11 protein-coding genes are annotated in these 23131 nt (G+C 72.9%); all 11 read right to left on the reverse strand.

Annotated features, from left to right (window positions below; genetic code table 11):
• Positions 1-87: 87 nt before the first annotated feature.
• Positions 88-4680, reverse strand: a complete 4593-nt coding sequence (locus FS793_RS07865) for an FtsK/SpoIIIE domain-containing protein (RefSeq protein WP_144719959.1) — start codon at positions 4678-4680, stop codon at positions 88-90.
• Complete coding sequence (locus tag FS793_RS07870; protein ID WP_144719960.1) at positions 4677-5411, reverse strand: hypothetical protein; 735 nt, start codon at positions 5409-5411, stop codon at positions 4677-4679. Before FS793_RS07870 ends, FS793_RS07865 begins: the two co-directional genes overlap by 4 nt.
• Positions 5404-6963: a serine/threonine-protein kinase gene (locus tag FS793_RS07875; RefSeq protein WP_144719961.1), complete on the reverse strand. Its 1560-nt coding sequence runs from the start codon at positions 6961-6963 to the stop codon at positions 5404-5406. Before FS793_RS07875 ends, FS793_RS07870 begins: the two co-directional genes overlap by 8 nt.
• Complete coding sequence (locus FS793_RS07880) at positions 6960-8378, reverse strand: FHA domain-containing protein (protein WP_144719962.1); 1419 nt, start codon at positions 8376-8378, stop codon at positions 6960-6962. Before FS793_RS07880 ends, FS793_RS07875 begins: the two co-directional genes overlap by 4 nt.
• Positions 8378-9211: a PP2C family protein-serine/threonine phosphatase gene (locus FS793_RS07885; RefSeq protein WP_144719963.1), complete on the reverse strand. Its 834-nt coding sequence runs from the start codon at positions 9209-9211 to the stop codon at positions 8378-8380. Before FS793_RS07885 ends, FS793_RS07880 begins: the two co-directional genes overlap by 1 nt.
• Positions 9204-10778 carry an RDD family protein gene (locus tag FS793_RS07890; protein ID WP_144719964.1) on the reverse strand — a complete coding sequence of 525 codons (1575 nt, stop codon included), beginning with the start codon at positions 10776-10778 and terminating at the stop codon, positions 9204-9206. The genes FS793_RS07885 and FS793_RS07890 overlap by 8 nt, the downstream gene beginning before the upstream one ends.
• The gene (locus FS793_RS07895) at positions 10775-13111 is read right to left on the reverse strand and encodes a transglutaminase-like domain-containing protein (RefSeq protein ID WP_144719965.1); all 2337 of its coding nucleotides are present in this window, start codon (positions 13109-13111) and stop codon (positions 10775-10777) included. The genes FS793_RS07890 and FS793_RS07895 overlap by 4 nt, the downstream gene beginning before the upstream one ends.
• Entirely contained in the window at positions 13108-14463 is a 1356-nt protein-coding gene (locus tag FS793_RS07900) for a DUF58 domain-containing protein (RefSeq protein WP_144719966.1), read from the reverse strand. Before FS793_RS07900 ends, FS793_RS07895 begins: the two co-directional genes overlap by 4 nt.
• Entirely contained in the window at positions 14460-15434 is a 975-nt protein-coding gene (locus FS793_RS07905; protein ID WP_144720414.1) for an AAA family ATPase, read from the reverse strand. The genes FS793_RS07900 and FS793_RS07905 overlap by 4 nt, the downstream gene beginning before the upstream one ends.
• Before the next feature lie 25 nt (positions 15435-15459).
• Complete coding sequence (locus tag FS793_RS07910; RefSeq protein ID WP_144719967.1) at positions 15460-21636, reverse strand: Ig-like domain-containing protein; 6177 nt, start codon at positions 21634-21636, stop codon at positions 15460-15462.
• A gap of 134 nt (positions 21637-21770) precedes the next feature.
• Positions 21771-23090 carry a hypothetical protein gene (locus FS793_RS07915; protein ID WP_144719968.1) on the reverse strand — a complete coding sequence of 440 codons (1320 nt, stop codon included), beginning with the start codon at positions 23088-23090 and terminating at the stop codon, positions 21771-21773.
• Positions 23091-23131: the final 41 nt, after the last annotated feature.

Below are 23131 nucleotides of genomic sequence, written 5' to 3' on the forward strand. Positions count from 1 at the left end.
CTGCCTCCTTCGTCTCGCTGGTCGTGCTCCACGCTATGCGCGAGCCCTGGACGTCGCCATGGGGACTCCTGCCCATGGCGACGATCGTCATGCGGGCGGCAGGACCGTCGCCTCGCCCACGGGCTCGCCCCCGGCCATCGCCGCGACGGGCTCCGCGACGCGGCCCACCGGCACGGGTGCCGTCGACGTCTGCACGAGCGGCATCTGCATCGTCACCGCGCGACCCGACTGCACGAAGATGCCGCGCCCCACGGGGAAGTCGACGCGCTTGACCTTCGGGAACGGCACCTTGAACACCGAGTCGCCGTCGAACGCGTCGGGCTTGAGGATGATGCCCTTGCGTCCCGCCTTGAAGTCGCCGATGAAGCCGAAGCCGCTCGTGACCTGCGCCACGTCGACGTCGCCGATCAGGAAGTGGTCGGAGCGGTTGACCGCCTGCATGAGCTCCTTGAGCTTGCGCTCGGCGTCGGAGTCGGCGAACTGCGGCACGTTCTCCATCACGATCATGATGCGGCCGGGGATCGTCTCGTCCTTCACGATGTCGACGAGCTCGGTCGCGAGCGCCTTGGCGTCGTCGACCGTCACGGCGCTGCGCACCCACGGCGCGTAGTCCTTCAGCACCGTGCGGCGGCCGGCGAAGTGGAACAGGCGCACGTCGGGGTCGAAGCGCAGCATGCTGTTGACGATCGCCTTCATGGCGTTCGTCTTGCCCGACTCCGGCGGCCCCGCCACGATGAACGTGCCGATCGGGTCGAACTCGCGCGGCGCGAGCGTGTCCTCGGCGACGCCCAGCACGGGGAAGTCCTTGATGCGCGCCGGCAGCTTGTCCTCCGACAGGCGCGTCGGCAGCGCCCCGATCTCCTCGACCTCGCGCGCGCCCTGCCGCCGCAGCTCCTCGGCCAGCTGGCCCATGAGCTTCGACTGCTCGGCGACGTTCGGCGTGCCGCCGAGCACGGCGATCTGCGTCTCGAAGCCGTCGACGATCGCGCGGCCGGGCGCCGACTGCTCGTCGAGCACGTCGCGCGCGACGCCGACCATGACGTACGCGTTCTCGTCGGAGAGACGCAGCACGACGCGGCGCGACACGTTCGACGAGACGCCCGTGGGCACGGCGCCCGAGCGGTCCGCCGTGAAGATCGCGTGCACGCCCAGCGGTCGGCCCTCGCCGAGGATGCGCATGAAGACGCCGTAGAACGGCGCCCGCGCGCTCGTCATGTCCCATTCGGCCTTGAACTGCGGGAAGTTGTCGATGAGCACGAGGATGCGCGGCATCCGCTCGCCCGTGATCTCGCGGAACTCGGAGATGTCGGAGGCGTTGGCCTCCGAGAAGCGGCGTCCGCGCTCGTCGAGCAGCATGCCGAGCGAGCGCAGCAGCCGCTGCACGCGCTCCGCGTCGTCGCCGGCGATGATCGAGCCGACGTGCGGCAGCACCTCGAGCGAGCGCAGCGCGCCCGATGCGAAGTCGAGGCCGTAGACCTCGACGTCGTTCTCGGGCCGCATGCCTGCGCCGATGCCGACGGTGCGCAGCACGCTCGACTTGCCGGCACCCGAGGTGCCGTAGACGAGCAGCGAGCCGTCGCGGTCGGGCAGGAAGTACATCGGCTCCTGCAGCTGCCGCTCGGGGATGTCGGCCTTGCCGAGCAGGATGCGGCGGTCGTCGTGGATCGGCAGGTCGCGGATGTCGACGGTGCGCTCGAGGTCGTCGAGCCACGGGCGGCGCGGCGCCGGGATGCCCGCCTCCCCCACGGCGTCGATGAGCGTGCGCACGATGCGCTTCTGGTCGTTGGGGCCGGGATCCGCGTCCTCGTCGACCTCGACCTGCTGCTCGCGCTCCCACCGCACGAGCGAGCCGAAGCGCAGCTCGGCCACCTGCACGTCGGCCGTCTGCACGACGTCCTCCTCGGTCCAGCCGCCCGCGTAGGCCGACTGGAACGGCACGAGGCGACCGGGACCGGTCTTCGCGATGCCGCGGCCGGGGATCGAGGGGTCGAACGTGCCGGCGACGGGGTCGTCGACGACGTCCTTCGAGTCGGACTCGTCGGCCATGCGCAGCGCGACGCGCAGGTTGGTGTTGGCGCGCAGGTTGTCCTTGATGACGCCCGCGGGGCGCTGCGTGGCCATGATGAGGTGGATGCCGAGCGAGCGACCGCGCTGGGCGATGTCGACGACGCCGTCGACGAACTCGGGCACCTCGCCGGCGAGCGCCGCGAACTCGTCGATCACGAGCACGAGCGCGGGCGGGCAGTCGGGGTCGCGCCGCTTCTCGAGCTCGAGCAGGTCCTTGACCTTCTTGCGGTTGAAGAGGTGCTCGCGGTGGTGCAGCTCGGCCCGGAGGCTCGTGAGCGCGCGGCGCACGAGATGCGGCGACAGGTCGGTCACGAGGCCGACGCAGTGCGGCAGCTCGACGCAGTCGGCGAACGCGGATCCGCCCTTGTAGTCGACGAAGAGGAAGGTGACGCGGTCGGGGCTGTGCGCCGCGGCCATGCCGAGCACCCACGCCTGCAGGAACTCCGACTTGCCGGCGCCCGTCGTGCCGCCGACGAGGGCGTGCGGACCCTGCGTGCGCAGGTCGAGGGTCATGGCGTCGGTGGCGCCCTGCCCCATGACGGCGCGCAGGTTGCCGGCCTTCTTCATGCGCGGCTGCTGCGCGCCCGAGCGGTCGATGATCGTGTTGTTCTGGCGCCAGCGCTCGACGACCGCCGACGGGTCCTTCGCGATCTCGTGGCCCGTGAGCGTGAGCAGGTTGACCGAGTTCGGGATGTCGGAGGAGTCCTCGATGACGGTCGACGAGTCGACCACGGGCGCGAGGCGCTTCGCGAGCATGTGCATGTACTCGTTGGAGACGCCCTCGACGACGACGTCGCGGTAGGTGACGCCCGAGCGCACCGTGCCGACCTGCGCGGCGGTGAGGCCGTCGGTCACGTCGATGAACGTGCGGCACGCGGCCGGCAGCGACTCGACCGTCGGCGCGACGAAGAGCGTGTAGACGCCGACGTCGGGGCCGCGCTCGAGGATCTGCGTGAGCCGCGGGCGGTCGACGGGGGCGTCGTTCGTGACGATGAGCACGATGGCGGTGCCGCCGGCGAACTTCGACTCCTTCGAGGCGCGCTCGACGTCGGTGCCGAAGTCCATCGGATCCCAGTCGTCCTTGTACGGCGCGCGCAGGTCGGCCTCGGTCTTCTTCGACCGACGCATGATGTGCTCCTCGATCGCCGAGAGCAGCGCCTGCCCCGTCGGCGCCGAGTCGGCGAGCGGCATGTCCTTGAACGGGTTCTTCTCGCTCGTGGTGTGCGGCAGCCACTTGAGCCACTCGAGCTCCTCGACCCAGTCGGGGTCGGCGAGCGCCACCGAGACGACGTCGTTGGGCGCGTGCATGCCGAAGAGCTGCACGCCGAGCCCGCGCATCGCGTCGCTCGCGGCGGCCTTGGGCCCGGCGACGCCGAGCGAGCCCGTCGACAGCAGCGTCTCGAAGACGGGCACGTCGCTGATCGTCGCGTAGCGCTCCTCGAGCGCGTCGACGCGCTCGACGTACTCGGGCAGGCCCTCCTGCACCTCGGCGCGCTTGATCTCGTTGCGGCTCTCCGTCGTGCACGTGCCCAGCCGCACGCCGAGGAAGTTCCAGTGCTCGGGCCGGCGCGTCCACAGCATGGGCCCGAGGCGCATGGCGTGGTCGAACACCTCGGCGACGGGCGGCGCCTCGAGGTTGCGCACGCGACGCTCCTCGGGGATCGCGCGGTACAGCAGCTCCTCGAGCCGCTCGAACTGCTTCTCGAACGTCGCGGCCTCCGCCTTGATCTTCTGGCCGAGCTGCGTGCGCTGCGAGATGAAGTTGCCCGCGAGCATCAGCGGGGTCATGAACGCGACGACGAGCGAGCGCGCACGACCCGTCATGGCGAAGAGCGTGGAGGCGAGGATGATCGGCGCGATGAGCATGGGCCACGGGAACATCCGCGACGACGGCTCCTTCGGCATGCGCGGCTCGTCCCACGCCTCGCCCGAGTAGCGCTCCTCGACGCGCGGGCTGCGGTTGAACATGAGCGAGCCGCCGCGCTCGAGCACGGGGTCGGCGCCTCCGGCGTCGAAGCTGCCCGCGAGCTGCACCTGCAGCACCGACTCGCCGAGCGTGAACGGCTGGCCGGGGATGACGCGCAGTCGCGTGACGAGCTGGCCGTCGACGAGCACGCCGTTGGCGGAGTTGAGGTCGACGACCTCGATGTGCGCGCCGACCTCGATGCGCGCGTGGCGCTTCGACACCTGGCGGTCGCCGACGACGACGTCGCACGAGGGGTCGCGGCCGATGGTGTGCTGGCCGGCGGCGAGCTGCACCTCGAGGCCCGCTGCGGGGCCGCCGACCACGCGCAGCACCGCAAGCGCGGGGCCGCCGGCGTTCGCGGCGCGCTGGCCGCGGCGCTGGCCCAACGGCATGACGGCGGCGTTGAAGCCCGAGCCGATCGCGGCCTCGCCGATGAGGGCGTCGGGGTCGAGCGGCTCGAGGCGCGGGCTCGTGGGCGGCGCGACCGCGAGCGTCACGACCTGCTCCTCGCCGATCGCGATGCCGCCGGCGGGGTCGGCGTCGGCGATCTGCCGCGCGACGTCCTCGACGGTCGCGGTCGAGTCGGCCGTCACGACGATGTCGCGCGGGGCGGCGCCGTCCTTGTGCAGCGTGAGCTTGACCTTCATGCGTCGCCTCCGTCGTCATCCGTGCCGCGCAGCGCCTCGTCGTCGAGCAGCCCCAGGTCCGCCCGCGTCACGAGCTGCGACGACACCGCGTACTCCACCAGGCGCGCCCGCCGGTTGCTCGCGAGCTTGCCCGCGCCGCCGCGCAGGCCCTGCACGCCCATGCGGTCGAGCTTGTCGCACACGTTGTCGAGCTTGCGGTTGAAGCGCGACATCGACCATCCGAGCCGCTCGGCGGCCTTCGTGCTCGTGGGCAGCTCGCTCACGCCCACGCCCTCGCGGCGCAGCATGGGCTCGGCGAGGGCCACGATGAGCGCCTTCTGCAGCGCCGTGAGCTGCGACGGCATCACCGTCGCGTCGCCCACGCCGGCCGAGGCGCCGCTCGCGGCCATCGCGAACGGCGCGGTCGTCGTGTGCACGCCGATCTCGTACGTCGTCGGACCGGCCGTGAACACCACGACGCACTCGGCGAACACGAGCGGCAGGCTCGCACCCGGCGACAGCCACGACTGCACGGCACCGCCGGCGCTCGACAGCGTCGCCGACAGCCGCGTGCCCACGTTGGTGAGCCACCACAGGCCGTCGCGATGCGCGATCTCGAGGAACGCGCGGTGCAGGTAGGGGTTGTCGTCGACGGCGAGGTCGCCCTCGCGACCGATCGTGAACGGGCGGTCGACCTCTGGGTCGAACCACTCGCCGGCGAACTCGACGCGGATCACGGTGGGATCAGGCATCGATGCACAGCTCCTCGTAGTCGGACTGCAGACCCGTCGTGCGCTGGATCGCGACGGCCAGGCACGTCTCGCCGTCGGGGTCGATGGGGATCGACAGCTCGGGCAGCACGGGGGTCTCGCGGATGGGATCGCCCTGCGACGGGTCGGCGCGCGCGACGAAGACGTCGCCGTCGACGGGCGACGGGTTCGCCCACGTGAAGCGCACCTCGTCGCCCTCCACGGCACCCGTCATGGCGATGGGCTTCGACGGCGCGTTCGGCTCGGGCGCCGCGAGCGTCGTCGACGGGCCCGGCTGCGACGACCCGGCACCGGACGTCGCGACGAGCCAGATCCCGGCGCCGACGACGACCGCGAGCACGACGGACGCGATCGTCGCGATGACGGGCGTGCGCGACCGCTTGCGACGCACGGCCTGCGCCTGCTCCGATGCGACGCCCCACGGCGATCCGACCTCGGCCGCGACGGGCAGCTCCCCCGGCCGCGGGATCGCGGGGCCCGCCGGCGCGCGCACGACGGTGGCGTCGGACACCATCTGCGTCGCGGCCGCGTAGGTCGGCATGGCCGGCGCCGGGCTCGACGTGGCGAGCCTGGGCGCATCGTCGACGTGCGGATCGATCTCGACGACGCCGCGGATGCGCGTCGCGCCACCGTCCTGATCGTCGACGGCGTCGACCGGCAGCGAGTCGTCGAGCACGTCCATCTGCGTGACCGACAGGCTCATCTCGGCCTCGACCTGCTGCAGCGCGCGGCCGAGCGCCTGCGCGCTCGAGTAGCGGCGCCGCGGGTCGACCTCCATCGACGAGCGCAGCACCGCCTCGAGCGAGGCGGGCACGTCGGAGCGCGCGAGCGGGGCGATCTCGCCGCGCTCGATGCGGGCGATGACGTCGAGGCTCGTGTTCGAGCCGCCCGGGAGCTCGAACGGCGAGCGGCCCGCGAGGAGCGTGTAGAGCGTGGCCCCGAGGGCGAAGACGTCGGACTCGCGTCCGCTCCACGGCTGCTGCGCGAACGCCTCGGGCGGGGACCACGGGATCGACATGCCCGTCGACGCATCCGCCTCGCCCGTCGTCGTCGCGATGCCGAAGTCCGTGAGCGCCGGACGGTTGTACGCCGTGACGAGGATGTTCGCCGGCTTGATGTCGCGATGCAGCACGCCCGCGCGGTGCGCCGTCTCGACGGCGCCCGCGATCTGCACGCCGAGCGCGAGCACCTCGGCGACCGAGAACCGGTCGCTGCGGTAGCGCACGCCCAGGTTGGGGCGAGGGCAGTACTCCATGACGAGGTAGGGGCGACCGTCGTCGGAGACGGCGGCGCCGTAGATCGTGACGATCGAGGGATGCGACGACAGCTGCGCCATGACGTTGGCCTCGCGGCGGAAGTGCTCGACGACGTCGCGGTCGACGGCCTCCGACAGCAGCACCTTCACGGCGACGGGTCGCGACGGCAGCACCTGCTCGTAGAGGAACACGTCGGCGAAGCCGCCCGAGCCGAGCACGCGGCGGTGCTCGTAGCCGGGCAGCAGCGGCGGCTGCGCGGGCGCGCGCTTGGGGCTCACGACGCCCCCGCCGTCCGTGCGCGCTCGACGCGCACGACGACGCCGTCGCCGAGGTCGAGGCGGTCGCCGAACGCGACGAGCTGCGGCGAGTCCGCACGCAGGCGCATGGGGGCCGCGCCGTCGCGCAGCAGCACGGTGCCGTTCGTGGACTCGAGGTCGATCGCGAGCACGTTCCAGTCCTCGCAGCGCACCTCGAGGTGGCTGCGCGAGATGTCCTCGCTCGGCGAGTGCACGGTGACGAGGCGCGGCACGCGGCCGTCCTCCACGCGTCGACTGCGCGGACGCCTGCCGAGCACGACGCCGCGGCCGAGCGGCACGCGCTCTCCGTCGGGCAGCACGAGCTCGGCGAACTCGGGCCGTGCACGCTGATCGGCGGACGCCGTCGCGATCGGAGCACCGCATGCGCACGCCATCGCACCCGGGGGGTTCACGTGGCCCGCGGTGCACAGCGTCGAGAGCACGACGGGTCCCGTCGCCGGGCCGAGCACCGGGGGCGCGGCCGGCGGCTGCTCGCGCGCGGCGGCGGCCAGCGCGCGGGCCGCGTCGCCCGTGATCGTCATGCCGTCGTGGTCGCCCATGGGCAGCTCGTCTGGCACCTCGACGACCGTCGCGGGTCGGATGAAGCCGGGCACCGAGTCGATGATGCCGACGAGGGGCTCGGCGGTGACCTCGGGTGCGGGCTCGGGCGTGCGCTCGGGCTCGGGCTCTGGCTCGGGCGCGGGCTCAGGCTCGGGCTCGGGCTCGGGTGCAGCCTCGGGCTCTGATGCGGGCTCGGGCTCGGGCTCGGGTGCAGCCTCGGGCTCTGATGCGGGCTCGGGCGCGAGCTCGGTCGCGCTCTCGGATGCGGGCCCAGGCTCCGATGCGGGCGCGGACTCGGGCACGACCTCGGTCGCGGGCTCGGGCGCGGGCGCAGCGTCGGGCGCGGGCTCGACGGCAGACGCCTCCTCGCTCCGCGCCGCAGGCGCTTCCGCGACGCCCCCGGCCTCGTCGTCTGCGACCGGCGCGATCGCACCCACGACCTCGGCGTCGTCCGCCGACGCATCCACGAGCTCCACGCGCACGGCGCTCGCGCGCACGACGCCGCCCTCGAGCGGCATGGCGTCGTCGAGCGCGCCGACGGCGCCGAACGCGACCGTCGCGCCGACGGGCAGCAGGTCGCTCCCCCACGCCTCGCCGCCGCGGTCGGGCAGCGGCACGTCGGCCACGGCGGGCACGCCGCGCCGGCGCCACAGCAGCCAGCCGTCGACGACGGGCTCGAGCACCGCGAGCGCCAGCGGCTCGTCGCGCAGGCCGGCGGGCGTCATGACGGCGTGGATCGCGGTCGCCGACGATGCGTCGAGGCCGCGATCGAGCACGACGAGGAGCCCGCCGTGCACGATGCACCATGCGTCGCCCGAGACGTAGGCCGTGCGCATCAGCGTCGCATCCCGGTCGGGCGCGTGTCCTCGTCGAGGCCGCCGCGGTGCGTGTCCTCGAGCTCCCAGTCGCCCGTGACCTCGTCGACGTCGACGACGACGACCGTCACGTTGTCGCGGCCGCCCGCGTGCAGCGCGCGGGCCACGAGGGATGCCGCGGCGTCGGCCGGCGAGGGCGTCGCGCGCAGCAGCCCGGCGATCTCGTGGTCGTCGAGCTCGCTCGAGAGGCCGTCGGAGCACACGAGCAGCCGCTGACCGCGCTCGGCGGGCAGCAGCCACGAGTCGGGGGCGTGCTCCTCGCCTGCGCCGATCGCGCGCGTGATCACGTGTCGCTGCGGATGCGTGCGCGCGGCGGCGCGCTCGACCGCGCCCGCATCCACGAGCTCCTGCACGACGGAGTGGTCGACGCTCACCTGCTGCAGCTCGCCGCGGTCGAGCAGGTACGTGCGCGAGTCGCCGACGTTGAGCACGTACCAGTGGGCGATGCCGCTCACGTCGACGGCGACGGCGCCCGAGAGCGTCGTGCCGCCGGCCGCACCGTGCCATGCCGCCTCGTGCCGCACAGCGCGGAACGCGCGCTCGATGCTCTGCTCGACGCCCTCGACGGTCGCGAGCGCGCGGCCCTTGAGCGTGCGGAACGACTCGACGGCGAGCGCGCTCGCCACGTCGCCCGACGCCTGCCCGCCCATGCCGTCGGCGACGAGGAAGACGGGGAACGACGCGAACACCGAGTCCTCGTTCATCGCTCGTGCACCCTCGTGGGTCGCGGCGGCCCACCGCAGCTGGATCGCCGGGTGCTCGAAGCGGTACTCGCCCACGTGCAGCTCAGCCACGCGAGATCACCGCCCGTCGGTCGCCGAGCAGCACGGTGTCCCCGACCTCTGCGCGCGTGGGCACGCCGCCCACGAGCCGCGTCTCCTTGCCGCTGCGCACGATCGCCGTGCCGTTCGTCGAGTGCCGGTCGACCACCTGGATGGTGCCGCCCTCGACGTCGATCGCGACGTGCGTCTTCGACACCGAGCGCGTGTCGTCGGGGATGGGCACGAGCGTGCCCGCCTCGCCGGGCTGCAGCGTGGGGTTGCGGCCGATGAGCACGCGTCCGCCGAGCTGGATGCGGGCGCCGTCGTCGAGCTCGAGCACGAGGGCCCGGGGACGCGCGACGCGCGTCGCGCCCAGGTCGTCGTCGTCGTGGAGATCGGGGAGCTGGCTCGGCACGATCGTCGCGTCGGCGACCGACGACGCTGCCGCCGGCTGCGCGACCGGCGGCTGCGCGACCGGCGGCTGCGCGACGGGCGGGTGCTGCGCGTACGGCTGCTCGAGCGGCGGCGTGGGCGGCACGGCCTGCGGCGCCTGCCACTGCTGCGGCGTGTGCTCCTGCGCGACGGGCGCCTGCTGCGGCATCTGCTGCGGGGCGACGGGCGACGTCGTCGGCACCCCGACGCTCGGCTGCCCGGCCTGCGCGAGCTGCGGCGCGCTCGGCACGCCCGACGGGGTCGCGAACGGCGACGACGGCACCGGCGGCACGTCGGGCATGCCGCTGAGCTCGCCAGGCCGGTACGGCGCCGACGGCGCCTGCGGCTGCGGCGCGGGCACCGACGGCTGCGCCGCCTGGGACGACGCGAGGCCCACGGCCTGCTGCTCGCCGGGCGCGTGCGGCCGGGCGACGCCCAGCACGCCCGCGCTCACGCGCGCGCCCGGCTGGTAGGCGACGGGTGCGCCGTGCTGCACGGGCGTCGCGAGCGACGGCAGCACCTGCTGCTCGGCGATGGGGTCGGCGGAGACGGTCTTGCGCGCGATGCGCATGCGCTTGACGTCGTACGGGTCGAGGCCGTTCGTCGCGTCGACGAGCCACGTGCGGCCCACGAGGTCGAGCCAGCCGCGGCGGCGGCGCGTGCGATCGAGCAGCGGCGACGCGAGGAAGAGGGCCGGGCCGACGACGGGCACGATCGACGAGGCGTACAGCACGACGCCGCGCAGCAGCGCGCGGCCGAACCCAGGGCTCGAGAGCGTCGCGACGTTCACGGTGCGCAGGCCCGTGAGGGCCTTGCCCAGGGTGACGCCCTTGCGACCGTGCAGCACGAGCTGCACGATCGTGAACGCGAGGGTCAGCACCACGGTCACGGCGGTGAAGACGAGCGTCAGCACGAAGTCCGGGTGGTTCACGAAGCCGTACCAGCTGACGGCGCCCGTGAGCAGGCTCACGAGGCGCGGCGACGCACCGATGAGCAGCGGCAGGGCCAGCAGCGCGTACACGGCGGCGTCGACGAGGGTCGCGGCGATGCGGCGGCCGATGGGCGCCGGCACGAGACCGAGGCTCGCGGCGTACGCGGGGTCGGGGATGCCGTCCTCGTCGACGCCCTCGGGACGCTTGTCGCGTCCATCGTCGATCGACCAGATCATCGGGCCCTCCTCCGCTCCGCTCGGCGACGCAGGAACGACCGGACCGACACCATCCCGAGGATCCTCGTGCGGCGGCTCGCCTCCTGCCGCATGGCTGCGACGCTGCGGTCGACATCCTTCCAGAACGCGTCGATCTCGCCGCGGTGCGGCTCACCGGGCCCGAAGACGCCGGCGTCGACGTACTCGCCGATCGCGGTCGCGCGCGACCGCGGGTAGCGCTCCTCGACGTCGGCGGCGACCTCGCGCCGTGTGACGCCCGCGGGCACGGGCAGGCCGAGGTCGACGGCCTCGTCGACCACCTGATGCCAGCCGCCTGCGAGGCGTTCGCTCTCGGTCGCGGCCTCGAACCGCCTCCGCCTGCGTCTCGCCTTCAGCAGCCCGATGACGAGGAACGGGGATGCGAGCACGAGCAGCGCGAGCAGGATGCTGCCCGCGACGGCGAGCACGACGAGCCACACGCTCGACTGCTGGTCCTCCTCGTCGTCCTGGGCCTGGTCGGGCTGCGTGTTCGGCAGCAGCTCGGCGGGCTCCTCGGGAGGCTGCGGCGGCTGCAGCACCTGTGGCCGCGGGTCGGGCTGCGGCTGCGGCTCGGGCTCGACCTGCGTGTTGTCCTCGGGCGGCGTCGGGTCGAACGGCACCCAGCCGACGCCCTGGAACGACACCTCGACCCACGCGTGCATGTCGCCGCCCGTGAGCTCGACGGCCTCGCCGCCCTCCTCGAAGCCGTCCTCGCCGGGGTAGAGGCCCATGACGACGCGCGAGGGCAGGCCGTAGAAGTCGAGCGCGAGCGCGAAGGCGGCGGCGTACTGCTCGTCGTCGCCCAGCAGCGTCTCGGCATCGAACATGTCCGAGAGCCTGCGCGCGCCGTGGCCCGACAGCGACGGCGCCTCGTCGTCGCCGACGCCGTGGCTGAAGGCGCCCTGCTGCAGCTCGGTGGCCATCGCGACGATGTTGTCGAGCGCCGTGCGCTGCGTCGAGTTCGACGACGCGAAGGCCTCGATGAGCGGCGGCACGTCGACGGCGTCGGGCATGTCGATCTCGGAGGTGGGGATGCCGGCGAGGTCCTCGATGGCGGGCACCTCGGGCACGATCGCGTCGACGGTGTACGTGTCGCCCGGTCCGAGCCCCGCCTCGGCGATGACGTTGCCGGTGGAGCCGTTGTAGGCGAGCGACGACTGCAGCGCCACGGCGTCGTCGCCGCCGAAGTCGATGCGCTCGGCGTAGCCGACGCTCGGCACCCACACGCCCGAGTACTCGCCGACCTCGACCTCGATGGTCGTGGGCGTGCCGGGCTGCGAGGTGCCGATGGCGTCGCCGACCCGTGAGAACGAGCCCGACGACGACGACTCCTGGCTGCCTGCGACGGCGAAGACCGTGCCGTCGTACCAGTCGAGCGTCGCGAGCCGCAGCCGCGATCCCTCTGGCATGCCCGAGACGGTGAGCAGCGTCGCCTCCTCGAAGTTCTTGTGCCAGCCGCGGAAGCCCGCGAGGGGGCTCGGGTAGTCGGCGAGCTCGATGGGCGGCTCGACGTCGTCGCGCAGCACCTGCCGGTTCGTGAAGGCGATCGGCAGCGCCGCGACGCTCGCGATGACGGCGGCCGCCGTCACCATGCCGACGCCGCCGATGAGACGGCGGCGCGCGAACGCCTTGCGGTTGGCGTCGTCGCGCGTGACCTCGACCTCCTCGGCGAGGTTGCGCCTGGCCGTCGCGCCGCGCCACGCGATCCACGCGATCGACGCGCAGGCGGTGACGACGCCGAGCACGATGGGCTGCGCGGCGATGCGGGTGCCGAAGGCGATGCCGACGACGAGCGCGACGACGCCGGGCAGCATGGCCCATGCGGCGCCGCGGCGCAGGCGCAGCGCCAGCACCGTCGCGATCGCCGCGCACACGAGCGTCGTGAGCATGGGCACGACGAGCAGGCTCGGGAAGCCCTGCACGGGCGGCTGCGCCGTGAGCAGCGAGCGCCAGGAGATGAACGAGCCGAGCATGAGCTCGCGCAGCCCGTCGAGCGTGGGGATGACGCCGGCGATCGTCGCGTGCCGCACCGCGAGCGCGGGGCCGAACACGACGTACGCCACGACGATGCCGGCGACGGTCACGAGCCATCCGCGCAGCGGTCGCAGCGACGTGACGACGCCCACGAGGATGCCCGCGAGCGCGCCGCCGATGCCGGCGATGAGGTAGTCGACGCCGCCGAAGACGGGACCGAACGCGAGCGTCGCCATCGACAGCACGAGCAGGATGACGGCGCAGTCGATCGCGGCCTGCCACGGCGCGCGCGGCAGCAGCGGCGGGCGCCGGTCGGCGGCGGAGGGGGCGGGTGCGCTCACTGCTCGCTCACCGCCCTCACGATGCGGGGCAGCTCGCGGATCGACGGCAGCTGCGCGAGCGTCGCGCCGCCGAGCGGCTGCACCCTGGCCTTCGTGCCCTCGACGGCCTGGATGACGAGGATGCGGGCCTGCGCCGGCAGCAGCGAGGTCGCGCGGCGCACGGTCGTGAGGTCGACGCCGGCGCCCGCGTGCAGCATGACGACCGACGCGCCCGGGTGCTCTCGGCCGATCTCCGCGGCGAGCCCGATGAGGCGCTGGTGGCGCGGGCTCCACGCGACGCCCGAGAGGCCGTCGAGCAGGCGCTTGCCGTTCACGGCGGGCAGCGCGCGGCGCGACGTGCGCACCACCACGTCCATCTCGTCGCGGATGGCCTGCAGGCCGAGCGAGCCGAGCACCGAGATCGCCGTCTCGAACTCCTCGGCGTCGCCGTAGTCGTCGGGGTTCGTCGACAGGCCGAGCGCGAGCACCGAACGACGCGTCTGCTCGAACTGGCGCACCATGAGCTGGCCCGTGCGTGCGGACGACTTCCAGTGGATGTAGCGGCGGTCGTCGCCGGCGACGTAGTCGCGCAGCGCGTGGAAGGCGATGTCGGAGTTCGTGAGGTCGCGGGTGGTGATGCCCTCGAGGTCGCGGATGAGGCCGGGCGTCGTCTCGTCGAGCTGCACGGTGCGCGGGTGCACGAAGAGCTCCACGGGCTCCGTCCACCGCACCTGCCGTCGCAGGAGCCCGAGCGGGTCGCCCTTCACCGAGCGCACGGGACCGACGCGCAGCACGGCGCGGCGCGAGGTGGGGATGGCGAAGACGTCCTCGTGCACGTCGCGCGGCTGCATGCGCGGCAGGTGGAACGCGGCGACGGCCGAGCCGACGGGCACCTCGATCGTCGCGGGCATGAGCGGGCGCGACGACGCCGAGTGGATCTCGATGCGGCCGAGCGCGCGCTCGCCGACGACGACTCGCGTGTACGCCAGGTCGAGCTCGATGCGGTACATCGTGCGACCGATGACGTACGCGACCGCGATCGCGAGCAGCACGCCGCCCGCGATGGCGATGACGACGAGCTCGGTCCACTCGAGCGCGAGGCCGGCGACGAGCGCGACGAGCGTGATGGCGAGCGCCACCCATCCGAGCCGCGTCACGGGGGCCAGCACCGGCACGGTCGCCCGGGCTCCGCGAGCGACGCCTCGCCGCACCGTGCGCACGGCCTCCGAGTCGAGCGCGGCGCGGACGCCGTCGCGAGCCGCGTGCAGCAGCGCGCGCGGCGAGCGCGGCAGGGCACGGCGCTGCCTCGGCTGCTCCTGCTCCTCCTCGACCTGCGGTGCCGGCACGCTGGGAGGCGGCACGACCTCGGTCATCCGACGAGCGCCCGCTCCTGCGGCGCCGGCACGTCGGCGATCGCACGCTCGACGACGCGCTCGCCCGTGACGCCCGAGAACTCGGCCTCGGGGTCGAGCACGATGCGGTGCGCGAGCACGGGCTGCGCCAGCGACTTCACGTCGTCGGGCAGCACGTAGTTGCGGCCGCGGCTCGCGGCCCACGCCTTGGCGGCGCGCGTGATGGCCATGGCGCCGCGCACCGAGACGCCCAGGCGCGTGTCGCTCGACTCGCGCGTGTGCTCGGTGAGCGCGGCGACGTAGTCGAGCACGGCGGCGTCGACGTGCGCCGTGGCGGCGAGGTCGATCATGTCGGCGACGACGGTCGTCGTGACGATGGGCTGCACGAGCGACGAGGCGTTGCGCTGCGATGCACCCGCGAGGATGCGCACCGTCTGCTCGCGGCCCGGGTAGCCGATCGACGTCTTCATGAGGAAGCGGTCGAGCTGCGCCTCGGGCAGGCGGTAGGTGCCGGCCTGCTCGATGGGGTTCTGCGTCGCGATGACCATGAACGGCCGGCCGACGGCGTGGGGCTCGCCGTCGACGGTGACGCGCCCCTCCTCCATGACCTCGAGCAGGGCCGACTGCGTCTTCGGGCTCGCGCGGTTGATCTCGTCGGCGAGCACGATCTGGGCGAAGATCGGGCCCTTGTGGAACTCGAAGGCCTGCGTCTTCTGGTCGTACACCGTGACGCCCGTGACGTCGGAGGGCAGCAGGTCGGGCGTGAACTGGATGCGGGTGTTCGCACCAGCGACCGTGGCCGCCATCGACTTCGCGAGCTGCGTCTTGCCCGTGCCCGGCGCGTCCTCGAGCAGCAGGTGGCCCTCGGAGAGCATGGCCGTGAAGGCGAGGGCGATCACGTCCTCCTTGCCGAGCACGACGGCACCCACGTTCGCCACGAGGCGCTGGAACGTCTCCTGGAACCATGCCGCCTGCTCGCGGGTCATCGTCATCGCCATGTGGGCGTCTCCTTCATGCTCATGGCCAGCTGACCCTCGGAGAGGTCAGGCTGACGCCGTTCCCCTGGATGGTGAACCATGCCTCGCCCGCGAACCCGGAGTAGCAGATGCGCCCCCCGCCGACGCGGTACTGCGTGCTGCCGTTCACCGAGCCGACGTTGATCGTCGCAGTCTGGAACGGGGTCGTGGCGTTGCCGTCGCTGTGGTAGCACGCGACGTCGTAGTTCCCGGACGGGAAGTCGTTCCAGTTGATCGTGAAGTATCGGCAGGTCTCGCCGTTCGCACCCGCGCAGGAGCCTGCGTGGGCGACGTCACCCTTGGTGAGGGAGACCGTCGGGTTGGCATTGGAGGTCGCACTCGCCTGCGCCTGGGTCGTCTGCGTGCCGTGGACGCCCTCTGGCTGGCCCGTCGAGGCCTGCGCCTGGATCCGCACCGTCGTGTTCGCTCCAACGTTCACGGTCTGGGATCCGCTCGCGCCGACGTTCTGCCATCCGCCCCAGCCGCCGCCCTGGTCGATGCGGATCTGCATCGAGATCGGGCGACCGTTCGCCGCCGGTGCGCTCCACGACACCGTCACCTGGTTGACCCCGCCGGTCGCGTTCGCACCCGGAGCGCCGATGGGTCCGTAGGGCGCCGCCTGCACGACGTTCGACTGTCCGCTCGCGTACGTGATGCCCTGCACCGTCGAGACTGCGCGCACCGTGATGTTCGCACCCGGCGCGTTCTGGTTCGCCACCGTCACGCGTCCGCCCGTCGCGGCGACCGTGCCGCGCTGGGTGCCGTTGACGAACACCTGGTACTGCACCTCCTCGGCACGCGCGCCGTTCGTCGGGCCGGGCTGCATCGTGATGTCGGACCACCCGTCTCCATCCGAGACGCCCGTGATCGTCGGAGCGCCCGGCGTCGTCGCGTCGCGCACGCCGTTCGACTGCGCCGACGCCTGCGACGGACCGACGTCGTTCACCGCCACGACCGTGAACGTCAGCGTCGCGCCGGCACCCGCGGGCAGCGACCCGGCACCGAACGTCGCGCGCGTCGTCGTCGCGCCCGCCACGCTCAGCGGGTTGCCGTAGGGAGCACCGTTCGAGTAGGCCTGCACCGAGTAGCTCGTGATGGCCGCGCCGTTCGACTGCGTCTCGTGCTGCGCCCAGGTGACGTGCACCTGCACGTTGCCGGGGATCGACTGGTCGCGCTCGGCGGCGACGCCCGTGACCTGGAACGGCGGGCCCGCCGGCGTCACGGCGGCGCCCGCGGGGCTCCATTCACTTGGCTCCGGCGCGTCGTTGTACGCCTGCACGCGGAACGAGTACGCCGTGCCGTTCGTGAGCCCCTGCCACACGTAGCTCGTGGCGCCACCGGGCACGATGACGGTCGGCTGCCCGTTCGCGGGCGGCGGGCTGATCTCGAGCACGTACTGCGTGATCGCCGAGCCGCGGTTCGTCGGCGTCTGCCACGTGACCGACAGCTGCGTGTCGCCGCGCTCGGCCCGCGGCGCCGCGGGCGGGTCGGGCCGCACGTCGGGGCGCGCATCGGCCGACGCGGGCGACGGGTCGGAGTCGCCGACCTCGTTCCGCGCGACGACCTGGAACTGGTACGTCTGGTCGTTCACGAGGCCCTGCAGCGTGCACGTCGTCGACGAGCAGTCCTGCGTGAACGAGCCGTCGGCGCTCTGCACCGTGTAGCCCTGGATGGCGGCGCCGTTCGACGCCGGCGCGGCCCACGCGAGCGTCACCGTCTGGTCCCCGACCGAGAGCACGTTCGGACGGATCGGCGCCTCGGGCCGACCCTTCACGTTGAGCACGATCTGCCCTGTGCGTTGCCGCTGCGCGGTCTCGGTCGCATCCTGCACCGTGTACTGCACCGTGAGGACGCCCGAGAAGTCCGCGCCCGGGGTGACGGTGACCGTCGAGCCGTCGCTCGAGACGTCACCCTGCCCGCCGACCACGGCCTGCGCGACGACGGTCAGCGGCGCCTGCCCCTCGAAGGGGTTCCAGTCGTTCGCGAGCACGTTGACGTTCGACGCGACGCCCTGCACCGCCTCGCCCGTGTCGTCGCGCACGATGGCGAGCGGCTCGTTCGAGATCACGACCGTGCCCACGACCGTGCCCTGCCTGGTGTTGCCGTTCCGGTCGGTGAGGTCGATCGTGTACGAGACCGTCGCGCCGACGTTGGCGTTCACGTCCGCCGTCAGCGTGAGCGTCTGGTCGGTCAGGTCGGCGTCGATCTGATCCGACTGCCCGCCCGCCAGCTCGTAGTCCATCTCCTCGAGGTCGCCCGGGTCGGGGTCGCGCGTCGCGGTCGTGAGGTCGAACGACACCTCGCCGTTCTGCGGCACCTGGAGCGACGCGCCGCTGAAGGTCGGCGGCACCGCCGACGACGGGCGCACGAGCAACGGGATCGACAGCACGGCCGTCGTGCCCTCGGGATCGGTCTCGCTCGTGCCGTCGGTGACCTCGAACGACAGCGTCGCGGGCCCCGTGTAGCCGAGCTCCGAGGTGTACTGCAGCGTGTCGACGTCGATGACGAGCGAGTCGCCGTTGGCGTTCGTCGCCTGCACGCGGTCGGCCGTCGTGATGCGCGGGCTGTTCTGCGAGACGGTGACCTCCTCGCTGAGCTCGAACTCGTACGAGATGCCCGACTGCACCTCGACGACGTCCTGCGACGTGAGGCGCGGCGCGGGATCGCGGGCGATCGGCACGAACACGAACGCCTGCGCCGCCTCGCCGTCGGGGTCGGTCACGCGGTAGGTGACGACCTGGAACTCCTCCGACGACGGCGTGACGCGGATGCCCTCGGCCACGACGTCGCCCGGGCCCTGCAGCACCGTCACCTCGAGCGCGTCGGGGCTGCCGTCGGGGTCGAGGTCGTTGTCGAGCACGGGCACCGAGATCGGCTCGCCCTCGACGACCTCGGCGGCAGGCACCACGTCGTCGACGGCCACCGGCGGCTCGAGCGGCGCGTCCTCGGCGACCGTCACGAGCACGACGCCCTGCGCCTCGCCGCCACGGCCGTCGTCGATGCGGTAGCGCAGCTCGTACTCCCCCGGCGCCTCGGGCGCCGTGAAGTCGACGGTGCTGCGGTCCTCGTCGATCGTGATGTCGCCGAGCTCCTCGGAGGCGTTCGAGATGCCATCGACCTGCAGCGTGAGCGCGTCGCCATCGGGGTCGAAGTCGTTCGCGAGCACCGGCACGGCCACCTGGCGGCCCGGCTGCACCGACACGGCATCGGTCTCGGCGAACGGCACCTGGTTGATCTCGGGCGGCGGCGCGATGCCGACGACGACCGCGGCCGTCGCCTCGATGCCCCAGCGATCGCGCACGCGATACGTGAACGACGTCGTGCCCGCCGTGCCCTCGTACGCCTCGTAGACGAAGAAGCCGTCGCCGGTCTCGGTGACGCGCCCCACGCCGGGCGCCTCGTCGTAGCCGACGAGCTCGACGCCGTCGCCGTCGGGATCGATGCCGTCGAGCGGGATCGGGATCGACACGAGGTTGCCCTCGACGACGCGCGCCTCGACCGTCTGCGCGATCGGCGGATCGTTGCCGGCGTCGCGCTGGATGACGGTGACGTCGATCGGCGCAGTGGCGACGTTGCCGAACTCGTCGGTGATCTCGTAGACGAGGCGCACCGACGACGGCCCGCCGACCGGCACGAAGACGCGCACCTCGTCGCCGTCGACGAACGCGCAGCCCTCGGCATCCTCGCCCGCCGTGTCGCAGCCATCCGTGCCGTCGGCGAACGTCGTCTCGACGAGCTCGCTCGACACGGTGAGCTCGAGCTCGTCGGGGCTGAAGTCGTTGTCGAGCACGGGGATCGACACGAAGTCGCCCTCGCGCACCGTCGCCGTGTCGGCGACCGCCGTCGGCGGCGTCGGCTGCACGGGCGGCTCGACGGGGATGATGACCACCTGGCCCGTCTCGGTGAATCGGCCGTTGGACACCGTGTACGAGATCGTCTGCTCCGACGTGAGTCCCTGCGCGTCGATGAGGCGCAGCACGCGTCGCTCCAGCAGCTGCGCCGTCACCGGCACGCCGTCCACCGTCACGGACTGCACCACGAGCACGCCGCCCGAGGGGTCGACGTCGTTCGCGAGCAGGTCGACGAGCGTCTCGCCGCTCTGCGGCAGCAGCGCGATGTCGCGCACCGCGACGGGGCGCGCCTCGTCGTCGGCCTCGCGCACGTCGACGCGGATCCGTGAGCTCGCCGATGCGGCACCCGCGGACACGAGGTACGGCAGGTAGTACGTGCCCGGCGTCTCGCTCGAGAGCGTCACGAGGCCGGTCTCGTCGTCGTACGTGCCCGTGACCTGCGGCGCCTGCTCCCAGGAGACCTGCGCGAGGCGAGCGTCCTGCGTGCCCGGCACGTAGTCGTTCGCGAGCGGCTCGATCGACGTCTCCTGCCCGACCGTCATCGACACGAAGTCGGCGTTGGCCGTGATCGCCGCGGTGTTGCGCTCCATGACGACGACGCCGATGGAGCCCGTCGCCGTGTCGCCGCGCGAGTCCGCCACCACCAGGTCGACCGACGTCGGCCCCGGCGATCCGGTCGCCGTGTACAGGATGCGGCCGGAGGGGTTCGACTCGATCTGGTCGCCCGTCGGGCTCGTGGCCGACTGCAGGTAGAAGTCGTCGCCGTCGGGGTCGTACCAGCCCTGCAGGCCCGGGTACTCGAACCGCGCGGTCTGCTCGATCTGGAACGACTGGTCGTACAGCCGCTCTGGCGGGCTGTTCTCCTCGGGCGTGCGCACCGCGACGACGACCGTCGCCGAGTCCGTGCCGCCGCGTCCGTCGTCGACCTCGTACTGGAACGTGATCGAGGACTCGGAGAACGAGGCCGGGATCTCGATCTGCAGCTGCGAGTCGTTCGCGATCGGCGACACCGTCACGCCCGAGGGCAGATCGGACGTCACGCGCGCCGTCAGCACGTCGCCGTCCTGGTCGGAGTCGTTCGCGAGCACGGGCAGGATCGTCGCGCGGCCCGGGCGAGCGCCGAGCTGGTCGTCGGTCGCGACCGGGGCGTGGTTCTCCTCGCTCGGCGGCGGCGTCGTCTGCTGCAGGATGTCCTCGAGCGACTCGTCCTGCTCCTCCGACTCCTCCTCGGACTCCGGGGGGATGAGGTCCTCCCAGTTGTCCACGAGCACCACCTGGTCGGTCACGAGCCACGACTGGCCGGACTCGAACTGGTTGAGCACGACCATGCCGCGGTTCACGCGGAAGACGGCGGGACCGTCGAGCCCGTCGATCGCCTCCTCGGCGTTGCGCGACGCGTCCTGGCAGGCGCGCACGAACTGGCCGGCGGACGGGAAGGCCGCGTACAGGCAGCCGCCGAGCTGCACGGGCGCGACGACCTCGCCGCCCTCGGCGCCGATCGACTGCTGCACGAGCTCGCCGACGCCCAACGGCTGCCGCAGCAGCAGCTCGCTCGTCGCCAGCACGACGCTCGACGCGGCGTCGCCCACCTGCTGCAGCACCGCATCCGCGGGCACGTCGACCGTGCGACCCGGCAGGAACAGGCGCTCGCCACCGAGCGCGACCGCCTCGTCGCCGACGAGGGTCACCGAGACGTCGTCGGCGTCGCCCAGGCCCTCGCGGCCCTGCGTCGCCGGCTCGTCGAATCCACCCTCGTCGCTCGGCTGCCATCGCAGCACGGCGCTCTGCGCCGGCGATGCCACGGCGACGCTGCCGTCGTAGCCGACCGCGAGCGCCGCGTCGTCGCCGACCTCGGCGAGCGGCTCCATCTCCTCGGCATCGAAGCCGCCGACCTCGGCGACCGGCATCGCCCACAGTCGGCCGTCGGGCTCGAGGATCGCGACGGTGCCGCCGCGCTGCTGCACCTCCACGTCGGCCGCGAGCGGCACCGTGGCGCCGAGCGTCATCGTGGCGGGGTCGATCTGCACGAGCGTGCCGTCGCCGTCGCGCAGGAACACGCTCGCGCCGTCCTGCAGCACGTCGAACGACGTGGACCCCGACGGCGCGTACACGTGGCCGTCGAGCTCCTGCGCCTGCACGTTGAGGTGACCGACCTCCGACGTCGACGTGCGGGTGACCCAGACGCCGCCGTCGTGCAGGTCGACGTCGGTCTGCGTGAAGCCCTCGTACGTGAACGCGAGGACGCCCAGCGCGATGGCTGCGGATGACACGACGGCGATGGATGCGGTCGTCTTGCGACGTCCCTTCATCCAGCGCAGCACGCCCACGACACCCCCGAGGTCTCTGACTCGACCTCACGATGATGCCCTACGTCGGGGCTCCGCTGCTGGATGGGCGCTGTGCCGCCCGAGATGTGCAAGGGCCCGGCGAGCATCGCTCGCCGGGCCCGGGGGCATCTGCGTCAGGCGCGCGAGGCCTCGTACTCCTCGAGACGACGCGCCTGCTCGGCCTCGTACTCCTCGAGCGCCTCCCGGTTGCGCTGCTTCGCACGGCGTCCGCGCCTCGCCACGATGCCGCCGAACCACACGGGCACCTCGCGCGCCACGAGGAACGTCACGATCGCAGTCGGTGCCAGCAGCAGCTGGCCCAGGTCCGAGACGCCGAGGCTCGCGAGCCCCGTGACGTCCCACACGTTCGACTGCGTCTCGAGGTACGCGCCGGCGATGTGGGCGCCGTAGGCGAGCAGCGCCACGATGAAGCCGCCGAGCACGTGCGCCCACCATCCGGCGCGGTTCACGATGATGGTCGTCAGCCAGTAGGCGACGAAGAAGACGGCGACGGGCAGCAGCCACGACGGACGCAGCCACAGCGTCTGCAGCGCCTCCTGCAGCACGAAGTCGCGGTCGAAGAGGAACTGCACCGCCAGGAACACCGCAGCGAGCAGCGCCGCGAACACGATCGTCGACAGCAGCACGACGAGGAAGCCCACGCCGCGCGCACCGCGCTTGCGCGGCGGCGTCGCGGTCTCGACGAGCACGATCGGGGTGCCCGTGGCAGCCTGCCGTGCCGTCTCGTCGTCGACCGAGATCGAGCCGAGCCGCTCGGTGCGCTGCTCGGGCGCGACCGCCGGGGCGACCGCGGTGGCCGACGCCGGCTCGTCGACCTCGAACTGCGGCTCGCCCTGCTGCTCGGGCAGCAGCGCCGTCTGCGCCTGCGTCGGCGCGGGCTCCTCGGCAGCGGGCGTCGTCGGCATCGCCTGCGTCGCCTCGGGATCGGAGAGGCCGGCGAAGGGTGCCGTGTCGGCGAGGTCGGGGCGCTGCTCGCCGCGCAGGCTCAGGCTCGGGCGACGCGGCTCGACGAGCTCGGGCGGATCGGCCGACGCACCCGTCTCCACGGCGCGCGACGAGTCGACGGCGTCCGCCGTCGACGGGTCGGCAGCGATCGGGGGCTGCTCGAGCGAGGAGTGCTCGGCCTCGGCGTCGTGCGAGGGACCCCGCAGCGTCGATGGGGCGATGACGGTCGGCTCGATCTCGCTGCCGCCGGCCTCGTCCCACGACCGCTGCCAGTCGTCGGACTCGTGCGCCGACGGCTCGGGGTCCGTGGCGTGCGCGGGGGCGTCGCCCTGCGTGGGCAGCTGCTGCGTCGGCGCGTCGCCATCGTCGACGAGCGGCTGGTGCGCGTCGTGGTCGGTCACCGACGTCGATGCGTCGTCGGCCGAGACGTTCGGCTGCACGCCGTCGTCGTCGCCGACCCGGCCGTCGCGGTTCGTCGTGTCGCTCATGCGTCGCTCCTTGGCTTCCTCAGCGCAGCGCGCTGCGCTGG

This window comes from Agrococcus jejuensis (assembly GCF_007679035.1).
Lineage (GTDB): Bacteria > Actinomycetota > Actinomycetes > Actinomycetales > Microbacteriaceae > Agrococcus > Agrococcus jejuensis_A.